The organism is Alteromonas sp. AWJ4_199 (assembly GCF_056159165.1).
Genome location: NZ_JBSWUR010000001.1, coordinates 1,183,162 through 1,198,388, shown reverse-complemented (window position 1 = coordinate 1,198,388; position 15,227 = coordinate 1,183,162). Strand labels below are relative to the sequence as shown.

The 15,227-nt window shown below is 44.2% G+C and carries 14 protein-coding genes; 5 read left to right on the top strand and 9 right to left on the bottom strand.

The window, feature by feature from the left end; translation table 11 throughout:
* Positions 1–67: 67 nt before the first annotated feature.
* The 9 genes from ACXAER_RS05230 to ACXAER_RS05190 all read right to left on the bottom strand — a co-directional run bounded on the left by ACXAER_RS05230 (position 68) and on the right by ACXAER_RS05190 (position 7,481).
* Positions 68–940, bottom strand: a complete 873-nt coding sequence (locus ACXAER_RS05230; protein ID WP_474827267.1) for an aspartoacylase — start codon at positions 938–940, stop codon at positions 68–70.
* Between the two features lie 40 nt (positions 941–980).
* A complete protein-coding gene (gene yacG, locus ACXAER_RS05225) occupies positions 981–1,208 on the bottom strand; it encodes a DNA gyrase inhibitor YacG (RefSeq protein ID WP_474827265.1) in 228 nt (75 codons plus the stop codon).
* Positions 1,209–1,301: 93 nt separating this feature from the next.
* Positions 1,302–2,054, bottom strand: a complete 753-nt coding sequence (gene zapD / locus ACXAER_RS05220) for a cell division protein ZapD (RefSeq protein WP_474827264.1) — start codon at positions 2,052–2,054, stop codon at positions 1,302–1,304.
* Positions 2,055–2,332: 278 nt separating this feature from the next.
* The gene (coaE, locus tag ACXAER_RS05215; RefSeq protein WP_474827262.1) at positions 2,333–2,944 is read right to left on the bottom strand and encodes a dephospho-CoA kinase; all 612 of its coding nucleotides are present in this window, start codon (positions 2,942–2,944) and stop codon (positions 2,333–2,335) included.
* Positions 2,945–2,962: 18 nt separating this feature from the next.
* Complete coding sequence (locus ACXAER_RS05210) at positions 2,963–3,871, bottom strand: prepilin peptidase (protein WP_474827260.1); 909 nt, start codon at positions 3,869–3,871, stop codon at positions 2,963–2,965.
* A 148-nt stretch (positions 3,872–4,019) separates the two neighbouring features.
* Positions 4,020–5,228 carry a type II secretion system F family protein gene (locus ACXAER_RS05205; protein ID WP_474827258.1) on the bottom strand — a complete coding sequence of 403 codons (1,209 nt, stop codon included), beginning with the start codon at positions 5,226–5,228 and terminating at the stop codon, positions 4,020–4,022.
* Between the two features lie 68 nt (positions 5,229–5,296).
* On the bottom strand, positions 5,297–5,716 hold the full coding sequence (locus ACXAER_RS05200; protein ID WP_474830508.1) for a pilin: 420 nt from the start codon (positions 5,714–5,716) through the stop codon (positions 5,297–5,299).
* 357 nt (positions 5,717–6,073) lie between these two features.
* Entirely contained in the window at positions 6,074–6,931 is an 858-nt protein-coding gene (gene nadC, locus ACXAER_RS05195) for a carboxylating nicotinate-nucleotide diphosphorylase (protein WP_474830506.1), read from the bottom strand.
* A gap of 31 nt (positions 6,932–6,962) precedes the next feature.
* Positions 6,963–7,481 (bottom strand): retropepsin-like aspartic protease family protein, encoded by a 519-nt coding sequence (locus ACXAER_RS05190; RefSeq protein WP_474827256.1) that lies wholly within the window; start codon positions 7,479–7,481, stop codon positions 6,963–6,965.
* 183 nt (positions 7,482–7,664) lie between these two features.
* On the opposite strand from ACXAER_RS05190, the gene ampD reads away from it, so the two are divergent.
* The 5 genes from ampD (at position 7,665) to aceF (ending at position 15,177) form a co-directional block, all read left to right on the top strand.
* The gene (gene ampD / locus ACXAER_RS05185) at positions 7,665–8,204 is read left to right on the top strand and encodes a 1,6-anhydro-N-acetylmuramyl-L-alanine amidase AmpD (RefSeq protein WP_474827254.1); all 540 of its coding nucleotides are present in this window, start codon (positions 7,665–7,667) and stop codon (positions 8,202–8,204) included.
* A gap of 43 nt (positions 8,205–8,247) precedes the next feature.
* Positions 8,248–9,150 carry a beta-lactamase regulator AmpE gene (gene ampE, locus ACXAER_RS05180; protein WP_474827252.1) on the top strand — a complete coding sequence of 301 codons (903 nt, stop codon included), beginning with the start codon at positions 8,248–8,250 and terminating at the stop codon, positions 9,148–9,150.
* Positions 9,151–9,500: 350 nt separating this feature from the next.
* Positions 9,501–10,247 carry a pyruvate dehydrogenase complex transcriptional repressor PdhR gene (gene pdhR, locus ACXAER_RS05175; RefSeq protein WP_474827250.1) on the top strand — a complete coding sequence of 249 codons (747 nt, stop codon included), beginning with the start codon at positions 9,501–9,503 and terminating at the stop codon, positions 10,245–10,247.
* 211 nt (positions 10,248–10,458) lie between these two features.
* Positions 10,459–13,134 carry a pyruvate dehydrogenase (acetyl-transferring), homodimeric type gene (gene aceE / locus ACXAER_RS05170; protein ID WP_474827248.1) on the top strand — a complete coding sequence of 892 codons (2,676 nt, stop codon included), beginning with the start codon at positions 10,459–10,461 and terminating at the stop codon, positions 13,132–13,134.
* A gap of 21 nt (positions 13,135–13,155) precedes the next feature.
* Positions 13,156–15,177 carry a pyruvate dehydrogenase complex dihydrolipoyllysine-residue acetyltransferase gene (gene aceF / locus ACXAER_RS05165; RefSeq protein WP_474827246.1) on the top strand — a complete coding sequence of 674 codons (2,022 nt, stop codon included), beginning with the start codon at positions 13,156–13,158 and terminating at the stop codon, positions 15,175–15,177.
* Positions 15,178–15,227 lie beyond the last annotated feature (50 nt).

Sequence of the window (15,227 nt, the reverse complement as noted above, 5' to 3'; positions counted from 1 at the left end):
TTTTTGATATCGCCAGTTGGTTTCGGCGTTAACTTTTGAAAGTTGCAGAGTAACCAACCTGTATTGCCTAAAGGGTGATACGCTCAGATGTAGCAAACGCAACGTCCAGCTTAAAGTACGCGGCTTCATTTATAAAATGCGGGTAGGTCTCTTTTTCTCCATCCCACGGGATATCTTTTCCATCAAAGGTTCTAAACATGGGAGAACCTGGTAGCAAGGGTTTAAAATCATTGTCTTGCAATGAGTGGTGAACCATAGCGGTGCGCTTGCCATTTTCATCTAAAGGAAAACTTACGTTTTCCCCTAAACGAAATGCTTCGCACGTTGGCAATGCATCTGTTTTTATTTCCTGTTTATTATAGGCTACACAAAAATCTAAAATAGCCTCGGCCATGGTTTGCGTTAGAAGGTAAACATCCTCTCTCAGCACCCCCTGTGGCTGACCACCCACTTCAATCATTACGCCTTTCTTACCAGTGGTACATAAATAACCGTGCTCCAGATAAGGCTTTTCGTCTTCCACTAAAATATTTGCTTCGGGCATTTGTTGCTTAACGAACCGTGCTAGCTGAATGTGAAACTCATCCGCTTCTAAAATGATTAGCGTGGCGCCCATTTCGCTGGTGGTATTATGAATATCAATGACAAAATCGGTGTTTGACTTGCCCTTTGGGCCGAATTTCTCATTTAGTGATTTTGCAAGTACGGCTTCTTTAGCGGTGCTGTTATCTGATAATCGCTCAAAGGTAAACTGACGGTTTAAATCTTCTTCTACAAAACGCACGTTCGCATCAAGGGCCGCTTCATTGGCAATGTTCAACGATATATTTAGCTCATTAAATCGCGAAGGTAGCCCAAGTTGCTGCCAGTTTCGAATAAGCTGAATACCACTGGTCTCATTGCCATGAGTACCACCAACAAGTGCGATAGAGTTAAACATTATTATTCCTTTTTACTAGTGTGAAAATGCGGCTACAAAATTAATGTTTGAAAAAGTCGTCAGATTGCTGTGCTAACATTGCCTCTATTTCTTCCACATCGATGTGTTTTGGTGTTACGTCTTCCGCTGGTTTTCCCGCAATTTTTCGGTCTTCTGCAGCCCATTCGCCTAAATCAATAAGTTGACATTTCTTGCTGCAAAAAGGGCGATATTCGCTAGTTGGTGCCCAAACAACCTGTTTGGCACAAATAGGGCATTTCACTTCCATAATAGACTCCAGTGAAATACGTCTTTGCGGCACAATCTATGAAATATGAAAAAGACAGCACCTAAGACGAAAATTATTGAATAGAGGCGAAGTTTAGCAGGCCGCTAGTCGAAACTGAATATTGTTTTCTACTGCACTATTTTGGCCTTCTTGCGGGGAAAACAACATAAAGCGCAGGGCGTAGCGGTATTTGTTGCCACTTAAGGTTGGGTAGTAGCCGTCATCTACACTGCATTTTACGCGTATCAGTTCGTTTTTATCTTCCGCAGCGCCTTGGTAAAAGCCGTTCTCGGCCACTGCATTTACAAACTGACCTCGCTCGCGGATAAACGACAGGCTAACCGCAATTGCATCGTCAAGAAGCCCTAAAGTCTCTAACCATTGTGCAATTTCGTTTTGACGCTGTTCAAGCGGCTGTTGTAACCAAAAGTGCAAATTAGGAAGGTCGAAACTACATGCGCCGCCGGGTATGGCAAATCTTTGTCTTATAGCGCTAAGTAGTTTGTCATCTTTAAGCGCGCTACCAAAACGGCGGTCTGTTTTCAGCTTTTGCTTTAAGGTAAGCACGGTTTTTAGCGCTTGCTCTAAGGCGGTGCTGTCTATTTTAGGGTGTTTTGACCAGTACACGAGATTCTTTTCATGCGCTTCAAGGTCTTTGGTTAAATCTGAACGAAGATCTAGTCTTTCAATGAGATCAAGTAGTTCAAAAAGTTGTTCAAAGAACACCAGCTGAAGATGAGTATGTTCTGATTTCGCGATGATTTTAAGTTGCCCAAGCAGCTGCTCAACACGTAAATAGTTACGTACTTTTTCCTTTAGTGGAAACTCGAATACAGCGCTACCCATGGAACCCCTTAAAACACATAGACTTAGAGAAACGGCACTACAACCTTGTAGTACGGCGAATTACAGCAAGCCTAAAGCATCAAGGCATTTAAGCCAAGTCTACTTGTTAGACAAACGTATAATTAGACGCTAATTGGTCAAAAAAGTTTCAAAATCTAGCTTTGACGGCCGAAATAACTTGTTATGAAAAAATGATGGCAAGCCAGAAAGAGCAGGCAGGAACGGTACATAAGAACATTAGATGAAAACCAGTTTGCTATTGCGCAATGCATATACACTTATGCTGAAGCAAGCGTTAATAATTTCTGGTGTAAAGCTGACACTTGACTGGAAAGCGCTTCCAACGTTGTGCTGTTATCCAGCACATCGTTTGCCGCATTAACGCGTTCATCACGTGAAGCTTGCGAAGCCATAATACTTTTTATGGTTTGCTCTGAGCTACCGTCCCGTTTTAATGCGCGTTCCAGCTGCAGTGCTTCAGGGCAGTCTACCACTACCACATGGTTGCACATTTCCGTTAACTTGTTTTCAACGAGCAAGGGCACAGATAAAATGCAGTAAGCAGAAGTAGATTCACTAATAAGCTGCTGCATACGAGAGCGAATAAGGGGGTGAAGCAAGGCGTTTAACCAAAGCTTTTCTTCTTTGGCCGCAAACACCTTTTCGCGAAGGGCGGCGCGATTTAGGCTTCCATCTTCAAGCAAAATAGTTTCGCCAAAATGCTCTGTGATTTTACGTAAGCCTTCCGAGCCTATTTCGACTACGTCCCGCGCGACTTCATCAGCGTCGACGATATCAATACCAAGGCTTGCAAAAATAGCCGAAGCGGCAGATTTACCGCTGCCTATTCCGCCGGTAAGACCCACCACAAACACCTGTTGTTTACTCATGTCCTTTGTACCTTGCTGCTAAAGCACGTAATCAAGATAGGTAGTAATAATTTCATCTTTAAAAAGCAGTGTAAGCCAGCCTGCAATTGCTAAATACGGGCCAAAGGGAATAGCTAGAGACTTACCTTTGTTTTGAACCACCATAATGGTAATGCCCGCCACTGCGCCCACTAAAGACGAAAGCAGTATGATAACTGGTAGGCCTTGCCAACCGGTAAATGCCCCAAGTGCTGCAAGTAATTTAAAGTCGCCGTAACCCATGCCTTCCTTTCCGGTAACAAGCTTAAATAGCCAGTAAACCGACCATAGACTTAAGTAACCAAAGGCCGCACCTAAAATGGCGTCTGTGGTGGTAACAAATACCGATTGGGTGCTTAATAACAACCCTAACCACAACAGAGGTAAGGTAAGCTGGTCTGGCAGTAACATTTTGTCTAAATCAATAAACAAAAGTGCAATGAGTACATAGGTAAGCAATACTACCCATAGTCCCTGTGACGTTGGGCCAAACTGATAAGCGGCAAAAGTACAGCTTAACGCCGTAAATAACTCTACGAACGGGTAGCGGGCAGAGATAGGTGTTTTACAGCCGGCGCATTTGCCTTTCAGCAAAAGGTAGCTAATAACGGGAATGTTTTCCCATGCTCTTATTTTATGGCCGCAAGAAGGGCAAGTACTGTCGGGTTTAACTAAATTAAATGTTTCGCTATTCGCTAAGGTCTGCTCTTCGGTGGCATGTGATGCGCTTGAATCATTGCCGTCGGCGCTAAAATAACTTTCGTATTCTTGTTGCCAACTACGTTCCATCATTATAGGCAGGCGATAAATGACCACGTTTAAAAAACTGCCTATCATCAAGCTTACAATAAAAACAAGGGTATAGAATATAGCAGGGTGGCTTTGGCAAAGGGTAATTAGGGCGTCCATATAGGCGTTGACTCGTTGTAGAAAATGGTAGGCAGTTGCAAGTGCTTGTCGGGGTGGTATTCCTTACGGTTTCTTTATAAGAAAGACTAGTCGTCGAGAGCAGCTTGCAAAAAATTATTGAACGTAATTACTCAAATTACACTTAAATTTAACCAACAACGCTGCCCATTTGAAAGATTGGCAAGTACATGGCAATGATCAAACCACCGATAACAACACCTAACACGGCCATTATCATCGGCTCTAACAGACTGGTTAGTCCGTCTACCATATCGTCAACTTCTGCTTCGTAAATGGTGGCTATCTTACTAAGCATCTCATCCACAGAGCCTGATTCTTCGCCTATTGAAACCATCTGCGTCACCATATCTGGAAACACGTTAGTGGCGCGCATTGCAACGTGCATGGGAATACCCCCTGCCACTTCTTTTTTAATGAACAATATCGCATCACGATAAACCGCATTACCAGAAGCCCCTGCAGCTGAGTCTAATGACCCAATTAATGGCACACCTGCTGCAAACGTAGTAGAGAGAGTTCGTGTAAAACGAGCGATACTTGCTTTCTTAAGAATTTCACCAATAACTGGTATTTTTAAGGTAAGCGCGTCACATTTATCTCTTAATAGTTGACTCTTTTTGTAAGCTCGTACAAATAAGAAACCTGCTATACCAAGAGAAATTGCAATATAGGGGCCGTAGTCACGAATGAAGTTCGAAATACCTAGAACGAATAGTGTGAATGCAGGTAATTCAGCGCCAAACCCGTTAAAAATATCTTCGAATTGAGGCACAACAAACACTAGCAAAATGGTTGTAACTATAAACGCCACAACGACTACGGCAATGGGATAAAACATTGCCTTTTTAATTTTCGACTTTAATGCTTCCGCCTTTTCTTTATAAGTAGCAATTCGATCATAAATAGTTTCTAGTGCGCCAGATTGTTCGCCTGTGTAGACCAAATCGCAGTAAAGACTGTCAAAATATTGAGGGTGCTTGCGAAGAGAAGACGATAACGGGTTACCCGATTTCACTTCGTTAGCAATTTCAGCTAGAAGCTTGCGCATAGGTGCTTTAGCATGCCCTTGACCAATCATTTCAAGAGATTGAATTAGGGTAACGCCCGCCGCGAGCATGGTAGCAATTTGCCTTGAAAAAACCGAAATATCGGCGGCGTTAATTTTTTGTCTGCCACCAAAAAGGGATTTTTGTTGCTTTTTTACTTTTTTTACAGAAAACCCTTGTTTGCGAAGCATTGACCTTGCTTCAGACAGATTCTGTGCTGAAATTTCCCCTTTCCGGCTAGACCCTTTACTGTCTTTTCCCTGCCATTCAAAAACTGTTGCAGCTTTCACTTTTTATACTCCTTGACTGAAAAAGGGAAGTGCATTCGCACTTCCCTTAAAGATGATACGATCTCTCGTTAACACACTCCTGCGGCTACACAAGTACCGCCTTTAGCCCAAGTGATAGGTGGTGTAACACCGTTGGGTGTAAGCGTGTATGTTAAACCGTCAACCTCAGCGCTCCCAGTCGCAGTTATAACACCATTTACGATTGTGACTTCTTTGGCGATGCTATCTGCGTTAGCAGAATTGTCAACTTTGTCTGGAAATCCGTTCACTTTAACGTTTGCATCGGTAAGAGCAGTAATTTCACCAGTTTGAGCGCCTACTTCAAATGCAGATTTGAATGTTGTCGTCGCCATCACTACTTCGGCAAACTTAGACTTCTTCGTGTAAGTCTGATATGCAGGCAATGCAATTGCAGCAAGAATACCGATGATTGCTACAACAATCATTAGTTCGATAAGGGTGAAACCCTTTTGGTTGTTATTTTTCATGTTCATCATGGTTTAACTCCGGGACGTGTATATCACGTTAAGTTTAAAAATAATTTAAGTTTACGTTTATACCCGAGTCGTCCTTAAAACGCCCCTGGTACTCGAGAATTATTATAGAATTTTCTCTGTCGCTAACAAGTATCTAAAAGTATACCTAGGTCTGACTTCTTTATTATGCCACGTTCCTGTAGGGGTTGGCAGTTCTTGTTAGTTGAACTTTGGTATAAAAGTTAGTCACTTATCAACGTATCAACTACTATACACAGGTTATTAATCTGTGGGAAGACAGAATTCGTTTGCAACTTATCAGAATTTCAACTCATGCTTGGACCAAACTTCCCCATTTTCACAGTAGTTCTAGGGTTTTAATTCAATGCGTAAAGATAAATCTATTGCTTGAACATGCTTGGTCAGAGCGCCTGATGAAATATAATCTACGCCTAACGTACTTAAACTGGTTAGTCGTTCATCAGTAATGTTTCCTGATACTTCCAGTTTACATTGGCCTTTATTAAGCGCTACTGCCTGTTGGATCTGTTCGTTAGAAAAGTTGTCTAGCATGACGATGTCGGCGCCTGCTGAAAGCGCTTGTTCAAATTCTGCAATATTTTCAACTTCTACTTCAACTGGCTTGCCCGGCATCATGGCTTTTGCGCGGCTAACGGCTTTCTCAATACTTCCGCACGAAAAAATGTGGTTTTCTTTAATTAAGAATGCATCGAACAAACCTACACGATGGTTTTGGCCACCACCGCAACGCACCGCGTATTTCTGTGCATAGCGCAGACCGGGTAAAGTTTTGCGGGTGTCTAAAATTTTGGTGTTAGAGCTCGCTAAACACTTGGCGTAAAATGCAGTAACGGTAGCGGTCGCTGACAAGGTTTGTAGGAAGTTAAGTGCGGTACGCTCGGCAGTCAATATTGCGCGCGCAGAACCTTCTAAACTAACTAATACCGTGTCAGCCTCAACCTTGTCGCCATCTTTTACATGCCAAGTTAATGACACAGACTCGTCAATAAGCGCAAACGCTTGGTTTGCCCACGCTATTCCACAAACCACGCAAGGCTCGCGGGTAATAATAGTAGCTTTTGCATTAACGCTTTCATCTATCAGGTTCGCGGTAATGTCGTTTGCGGCATTTAATTCGCCGCCAAGATCTTCAACAAGCGCGTTGGATACTTGCTCTCGAATTGCTTGCATGTCTGGTGATGTCATCTTCATCGCTATGATCTGTGTTATGGTCTACTTAAAGGGTACGCAATATTAACCAATCTCCGCGCTGAGTAAACTCTAATTGGCGAAGAACACTCATTCCAAGCAATATATGGTCATCTTGCATACCGGGGTTTAAGTTTGCGTCTACATTACGCACCACTATTTCGCCAATACGCAAGGTATCAATTGTTGATTCGGCCACCTTTACTACGCCATTGGCGGTGCTGGCTAGCCCCTCACGTCCAGCCTTCAGTTGTAGCTTATTTGCCAAATGGGCAGGCACAGCTACGTCTGTCGCGCCCGTATCCACAAGAAACACCACTTCCTCGCCGTTGATATAGCCTGTTGTCACATAATGCCCTTGGCGATTTTGTTTAAGGCGTACTTCTGTTTGTGAGCCAATACGCTCTGATGTGGGTTCACTATTAGGGTTTATTTGTTTTTCTAATAGGTCAGAGAATACGAATACGAGTAATCCGAAGCCGCAAATCCAAGCAAGCGCTACCATCCATTTACCCGTTGATGCTGTCGGGTCTTGTTGTTCATTCATGTTTCTACCTTTCTTATAATAGTGCTGCACCGTTTTTCATGTCGCTTACTACTTGGCGTAATCTCTTAAGAAAAGTGCTAACGTGCTGATTGGCTTACTAGAATGCCATGTATAGCCCTATACACTTATATCCATATACAATGTAGGCTATGAATCAGAAAATCAATTACTGAAGCAAATACTATGGTGCTTTATAACAAAGCGAAGTACACCCCAAGTCCGCATTATGATGCTCGCCCTGACGATACCGATGTCAGTCTTTTAGTAATACATAATATTTCACTGCCGCCTTCACAGTTTGGTACGCCGGGTATTCGCCAATTGTTTACCGGCACCCTCAATCCTGATGAGCATCCTTTTTATAAAGAGATTGCGGGATTACGGGTCTCTGCCCATTGCGTGATTTATCGAACCGGTGAAGTAGAGCAGTTTGTGCCTTTTGAACAGAGAGCATGGCATGCAGGCGTTTCAACCTGTCAAGGCCGCAGTCGCTGTAACGACTATGCAATTGGTATTGAACTGGAAGGCACTGATACGCTGCCTTATACGAACGCACAGTATAAAGCACTAGGCGAACTCACTGATTTCATAACGCGACACTATCCTCGGATCACTTTAGGGCGTATCGTAGGTCATAATGATATAGCGCCGGGGCGTAAAACTGACCCTGGTGTTGCTTTCGATTGGGCAAGATACAGAAAGTGCGTCGCCAGAGTTAAATAATTGTTTTATCTCGCACTGAATAAAAAAGGGAAACACAATATCTATGATGTTAATGAGCTTGCTATTAGTTCTAAGTCTTGAACGGTTGATAACAAAAACATCTAATTGGCATATCGAAAAGTATGCCGCTCAGTATCGAGCTTTTCTTCAAGACAAAGGGTTGATTAAGTTTCAAGAAGGAAATGAAGGAGAGGAGGAGAGTAAAAAAGTCTCATCTACAACACTTTATTTCTATCTTTTACTTCCCGCGGTGCTATTAGGAATAATTGAGTACTGGTTGCTTGGCGCATTCCTTACCTTTTTAGAGCAAAGTTTAGTGCTGTTCATATGCATTGGCTGTCCGATATTAAGAAGTATTTATAAAAACTTCCTGAATGCCGCCGACCGAGGAGACCTGCAAGCCTGTAGTATGTATACCGATCAGCTGGGGCATTGTGCAAGTCAAACTGAAAGCGACGGCAGTGCAGGTACTGAAGGTAAAAGTTTTGGCCAGCACCTTACTTGGCTTAACTACCAGCACTACGCTGCAGTTATGCTGTGGTTTATTGCATTCGGCGCCCCAGGCGCACTGTTTTACTGCCTAAGTAGAAGCACCACTGAGGCTTTGTGTAACGCTAATCACCCTTTAAAAGCGGCTGCTGGTAGGTTGATGTTCGCTCTCGACTATGTTCCTGTTCGCGTGACCGCTTTCGGCATGCTGATGATGGGTCACTTCTCAAGAGCGTTACCTGAATGGTTAAAACACGCGCTCCAGTTCGATGTACCTGCCTACGACGTGCTGACACAAATTTCTGCTAAAGCCGAGGTGTTAACCCCTGATGAACAGCAGTTGCAGGCTGAAAATGCAGCAGTTGAACCCCAAGTGCTAGTAAAGTTAGCAAAACGTAATGTTATTTTTCTACTTGTTATAACGGCAGCGCTAACCCTTGTAGGCAGCTTGGCATAATCAATATTTTTAACATTTACTAAGCTACATGGTTTAGAAAGGCGTTTGGTCTATTTATTAATTGTATGTAGATCAGACGCTTCGCATAACTAATATCCCACCTTGCTTCTCATCAGACCAGTTCGGACATAAACACTTTTCTTAACAAATTCAATAATAAAGCTTAACACGCGGCAATTCCCACTGTCTTTGCTATGCTTGAGAGTATTTACCTCGAAATCGATCTGCCTTAAACTAGATAGGTAAAATGGTATTACCAATTGCGAATGTAAAATAATTATCTCTGATTATTTTTTACATTCACTGCTGTTATAACAGCGCTGGTTTAAATTAAAGGATAAGTGCAACGCATGCGTCAGCAGCGAAAAAAACTCTCTGATGTAATTACCGAGCAACTCGAGTCGATGATACTCGACGGTACGCTATTGGCTGGCCAAAAATTACCGCCAGAAAGAGAGCTTGCGCTTGAGTTTGATGTATCACGTCCTTCACTTAGGGAAGCCATTGGTAATTTGCAGGCGCGTGGGTTGGTAGAGCGTAAACAAGGCGGCGGCACATTTGTAAATCGCAACCTTAATTCTGCCATGACAGACCCCCTAATGGACTTAGTTAGCCAGCGTCCTGAAACTCAATTTGATTTGCTTGAATTTCGTCATGCCCTTGAAGGGATGGCGGCGTACTACGCGGCACTTCGTGGTCAACCTGAAGACTACGATGCATTAAAGCAAGCATTAAACAATGTGCCTACGCCCAAAGCGCACGAAAGCAAACGTGCCCAAGCAGAAGCGCTAGGGCAGTTTTATATCATTATGGCAAGAGCATCACACAATATGGTGTTGTTGCACGTAATGAGCACCATGCAAAGCATGCTGGTGGACAATATTGAACGAAACTTTGACATGCTGGCAGCGCACCCTGAAGCGGTGGAAGACATTGCGAAGCAGCGTCGTGAAATTGTAGAAGCTATAGCTTCTCGCGATCCTGAAGCTGCGCGTCAGGCATGTAATACGCATTTGGCGTTTATTGAAAAAACGCTATTAACCATTAATCAACGTGATACCCGTGTACAACGCGCATTGCGACGATTAGAGATTTAGTTTTTTCGCCTTGGATTATTTAGTAAAAGGGCGAGATAGCTATTCATTCGCAGAGGCTGGTCAGGTTTTTCCTGTGCCACTGCAAAAGCAGGTGAGCCAGATTGGGTCACTGTGAGTACAACGTAATTTAGTTTTCCTTCTTTTAGCGCCTTTAAGACAAAGGCAATGCTAAGGGAGGATTTTCTATATAAGCAAAAAATAGGATGGCACCATGTCTGATATGATGCACCAAGATGTAGATCCTCAAGAAACTAAAGAGTGGATTGATGCGCTTGAGTCGGTTTTAGAAGAGGAAGGCGTAGAACGCGCCCACTATTTACTCGAAAAGCTTATTGATAAAGCACGTCGCAGCGGAGCGCATTTACCGTATGACGCTACTACTGCCTACATCAATACTATCCCTGCAGCACAAGAACCAAAAATGCCTGGTGACTTGACCATCGAAGCGCGCATCCGTGCAGCGATTCGTTGGAACGCATTGATGATTGTATTGCGTGCATCGAAAAAAGACCTAGAGCTTGGTGGCCACATTGGTAGTTTCGCATCATCGGCTATGCTTTACGATGTAGGCTTTAACCACTTCTTTAAAGCGCCTAACGAGAATCAAGGCGGCGATTTTATTTTTGCACAGGGCCATATTTCTCCGGGTATCTATGCGCGTTCTTTCATGGAAGGCAACCTAACTGAAGAGCAGTTAAACAACTTCCGTCAAGAGTGTGCTGGCGATGGTCTGTCGTCTTACCCACACCCTCACTTGATGAAAGATTATTGGCAGTTCCCAACCGTATCTATGGGTCTTGGTCCACTTCAAGCTATCTACACAGCGCGCTTCCTTAAGTACCTAACTAACCGTGGTATTAAAGACTGTTCAGGTCAGCGCGTATACTGCTACATGGGTGACGGTGAGTGTGATGAGCCAGAGAGCTTGGGTGCAATCGGTCTAGCATCTCGTGAAGGCCTAGATAACCTAACGTTCGTTATCAACTGTAACCTGCAGCGCCTAGACGGGCCGGTACGTGGTAATGGCAAAATTATCCAAGAACTTGAAGGTACGTTCCGTGGCGCAGGCTGGGAAGTAGTGAAAGTAATCTGGGGTAGCTACTGGGATGAGCTATTAGCTCGTGATAAATCTGGCAAGCTAATTCAGCTTATGGGTGAAACGGTAGACGGTGAATACCAGAACTGTAAAGCCAAAGGCGGTAAGTACACTCGTGAGAACTTCTTCAACAAGTACCCTGAAACAGCGGCGCTTGTAGCAAATATGTCTGATGATGACATCTGGCGCTTAAACCGTGGTGGTCACGATCCAGTTAAAGTATTCGCGGCTTACCAAAAAGCAATCGATACGAAAGGTCGTCCAACAGTAATTCTTGCTAAAACGGTTAAAGGTTTCGGTCTTGGTGCATCAGGCGAAGCACAAAACGTAGCGCACAACGTTAAGAAAATGGACGTTGATTCCATCAAAGCGTTCCGCGACCGTTTCAATATTCCAGTAGCAGACGACAAGATTGCTGACCTGCCTTACTTCAAGTTCGACGAAGACAGCGAAGAAATGAAGTACCTTCGCGCACGTCGTGAAGCGTTAGGTGGTTATTTACCTTCTCGCCGTGAACAGGCTGAAGAACAGCTTGAAATTCCTGAGCTAAGTGCATTCGACGCTATCTTAAAAGGTTCTGGTGACCGTCAAGTTTCATCAACAATGACCTTTGTGCGTGTACTTAACGCGCTATTGAAAGATAAGAAAATTGGTAAGCGTATTGTGCCAATTATTCCTGATGAAGCCCGTACATTCGGTATGGAAGGCTTGTTCCGTCAGGTAGGTATTTACGCCAATGAAGGCCAGAAATACGTACCTCAAGATGCCGACCAAGTCGCTTACTATCGCGAAGATAAGAAAGGTCAGGTACTGCAAGAAGGTATTAACGAACTAGGTGCAATGGCATCGTGGGTAGCGTCAGGTACGTCGTACTCAACATGTAACGCTACCACTATTCCGTTCTACATTTACTACTCAATGTTTGGTTTCCAACGTGTTGGTGACCTTGCATGGGCAGCGGGTGATAGTCAAGCACGTGGTTTCTTACTAGGTGCAACAGCGGGTAGAACTACGCTTAATGGTGAAGGTCTACAGCACCAAGACGGTCATTCACACGTTCAGGCGAACCTAATTCCTAACTGTATTACTTACGATCCAACGTACGGTTACGAAGTAGCGGTTATTGTTCAAGACGGTCTGCGTCGCATGTATGGTAACAATGAAAATATCTTCTATTACCTAACGTTGATGAACGAGAACTATCAGCACCCTGCAATGCCAGAAGGTGATGATGTTGCTGAGCAAATCATTAAAGGTATTTACAAGCTTGAGCGCGTTGAAAACGACAAGTCTAAGCTTAACGTACAGCTAATGGGCTCTGGTACTATCTTGAACGAAGTGCGTAAAGCGGCACAGATTCTGTGTGAAGACTACAACGTATCTTCTGACGTTTACTCTGTGACTTCATTCAACGAGCTAGCCCGTGAAGGTCAAGACGTAACTCGTTGGAACATGCTAAACCCTGAAGCTGAGCAAAAAGTACCTTACATTGGTCAGGTCATTACGAAAGATGCAGGTCCTGCGATTTCTGCCACTGACTATGTGAAGAACTACTCAGACCAAGTACGCGCGTTCATTGAAACTGAATACCGATGCCTAGGTACAGACGGTTTCGGTCGAAGCGATAGCCGTGAAAACTTGCGTACTCACTTTGAAGTTAATGCGTCATACATTGTGGTTGCATCACTTTACGAATTGGCTCAGCGCGGTGACGTTGAGAAGAAAGTGGTAGCAGAAGCCATTAAGCGTTTTGATATTAACGCTGAAAAACTTAACCCACTTTACGCGTAAGCCAGATAAGGTATTTTACATATGTCAGATATTCAAAAGATTATCGTACCCGACGTAGGCGGTGACGAAGTTGAAGTTATCGAGCTATGTGTTGCCGTAGGCGACAACATTGAAGCCGATGAAGGCGTTGTTACTGTTGAAAGTGACAAGGCGTCAATGGACATCCCAGCACCATTTGAAGGTGAGATTGTAAGCCTGTCTGTATCAGTAGGCGATAAAATCAAAGAAGGCGATGTGATTGGTGAAATGAAAGTTGCAGGTGGTAAAAGTTCTGATGAGAGCACCGCTGAAGAATCATCTTCAGAGGACGCTTCACAAGAAGAAGCGCCTAAGCAAGATGAAGCACCGAAAGCAGAAAGCAAGTCAGAGGCAGCACCAGCTGCGTCTGGCGGTAGCGAAGTCATTGAAGTCGCAGTACCGGATATCGGTTCTGACGACGAAGTTGACGTAATCGACGTATTGGTTTCAGTGGGTGACTCCATCGAAAAAGAAGATGGACTAATTACGCTTGAAACCGATAAAGCGACCATGGACGTTCCTTCAACACATGCAGGTACGGTGAAAGAAGTATTCATCAGCACTGGCGATAAAGTGAAAGAAGGAACAGTTGTTATTAAACTTGAAGTAGCGGGCTCAGGCTCGGCGTCAAGCGAGTCTTCAGAAGCATCTGCACCGGCTGCGCAGGAAAGCGAAAAGCAAGAGTCTGCTCCTGCGACGTCTGCAAGTAGCGAAACCATTGAAGTAGCTGTGCCTGATATCGGTGAAGACGGTGAAGTTGACGTTATCGACGTACTTGTATCAGCTGGCGATAGCGTTGAGAAAGAAGACGGCTTAATTACGCTAGAAACTGATAAAGCCACCATGGATGTACCTTCAACCCACGCAGGTACTATCAAGGAAGTCTTTATCAAGACGGGTGATAAGGTTAAGCAAGGTACATTGGTTGTTAAGCTTGAGACCAGCGGCGGTTCGTCTTCAAGTGCAGCTGAAAAGCCTGCTGAAGCACCTAAGCAAGAAGCACCTAAGCAACAAGAAACCAAACAAGCGTCACAGCAAGAAGCCTCTCAAGGCCGTTCTCCTGTGCCGCCAGCGCCAGAAGCCAAGAACACAGGTAAAGCACATGCTTCTCCTTCGGTTCGCCGGATTGCTCGCGAGTTCGGTGTAGACCTGACTCAAGTTAGCGGCTCTGGTCCTAAAAACCGTATCTTGAAAGAAGACGTTCAGGCCTACGTGAAAGCTGAGCTTGCGAAACCTCGCACGGCTGCAGCTTCAGGCAGTGCGCCAGTAGGCGACAACGTACTTCAAATCGTGCCAGTTAAACTTGTTGACCACAGCAAGTTTGGTGAGATTGAAGAGCAAAAGCTTTCTAGAATTCAAAAGATCTCTGGACCGTTCTTACACCGTAACTGGGCGACTATCCCGCACGTTACGCAGTTCGACGAAGCAGATATCACTGAAGTTGAAGACTTCCGTAAAGAGCAAAACGCTTACCACGCGAAAATTAAGTCTGGTCTTAAGATCACGCCATTAGTATTCGTAATGAAAGCGGTAGCGAAAGCCCTTGAGAAATACGAAGTATTTAATTCATCACTGTCTGACGACGGCGAAAGCTTAATCATCAAGAAGTTCATCAACATTGGTATTGCGGTTGAAACTCCGGGAGGTCTTGTTGTACCTGTTATTCGTGACGTGAATAAGAAAGGTATTGAAGAGCTTTCTCGCGAGCTTATCGAAACATCTAAGAAAGCCCGTGAAGGCAAGCTTAAAGCGGCTGACATGCAGGGCGGTACGTTTACAATCTCTAGCCTAGGTGGTATCGGCGGTACGGCGTTTACGCCTATTGTAAATGCACCAGAAGTCGCCATATTAGGTGTATCTAAGTCTGAGATGAAGCCTAAGTGGAATGGTAAAGAGTTTGAGCCGCGCTTAATGGTGCCGCTGAGCCTGTCATACGACCACCGAGTAATCGATGGTGCGGTAGGTGCAAGATTCTCTACTGAGGTTGCTGCAAACCTAACTGACTTACGCAGAATCATACTTTAAATAAAAGGTCGAAAAAGTTTACAATATCAGTAACATTTTCGACGATTTTA

Bases quoted from the DNA above. Each gene is read 5' to 3' on its own strand.
- ACXAER_RS05200 (WP_474830508.1), bottom strand. From the start codon at position 5,716: ATGAAAAATAACAACCAAAAGGGTTTCACCCTTATCGAACTAATGATT.
- yacG (WP_474827265.1), bottom strand. From the start codon at position 1,208: ATGGAAGTGAAATGCCCTATTTGTGCCAAACAGGTTGTTTGGGCACCA.
- zapD (WP_474827264.1), bottom strand. From the start codon at position 2,054: ATGGGTAGCGCTGTATTCGAGTTTCCACTAAAGGAAAAAGTACGTAAC.
- aceE (WP_474827248.1), top strand. From the start codon at position 10,459: ATGTCTGATATGATGCACCAAGATGTAGATCCTCAAGAAACTAAAGAG.
- ACXAER_RS05190 (WP_474827256.1), bottom strand. From the start codon at position 7,481: ATGAATGAACAACAAGACCCGACAGCATCAACGGGTAAATGGATGGTA.
- coaE (WP_474827262.1), bottom strand. From the start codon at position 2,944: ATGAGTAAACAACAGGTGTTTGTGGTGGGTCTTACCGGCGGAATAGGC.
- ACXAER_RS05230 (WP_474827267.1), bottom strand. From the start codon at position 940: ATGTTTAACTCTATCGCACTTGTTGGTGGTACTCATGGCAATGAGACC.
- pdhR (WP_474827250.1), top strand. From the start codon at position 9,501: ATGCGTCAGCAGCGAAAAAAACTCTCTGATGTAATTACCGAGCAACTC.
- ACXAER_RS05210 (WP_474827260.1), bottom strand. From the start codon at position 3,871: ATGGACGCCCTAATTACCCTTTGCCAAAGCCACCCTGCTATATTCTAT.
- ampE (WP_474827252.1), top strand. From the start codon at position 8,248: ATGATGTTAATGAGCTTGCTATTAGTTCTAAGTCTTGAACGGTTGATA.
- aceF (WP_474827246.1), top strand. From the start codon at position 13,156: ATGTCAGATATTCAAAAGATTATCGTACCCGACGTAGGCGGTGACGAA.
- nadC (WP_474830506.1), bottom strand. From the start codon at position 6,931: ATGACATCACCAGACATGCAAGCAATTCGAGAGCAAGTATCCAACGCG.
- ampD (WP_474827254.1), top strand. From the start codon at position 7,665: ATGGTGCTTTATAACAAAGCGAAGTACACCCCAAGTCCGCATTATGAT.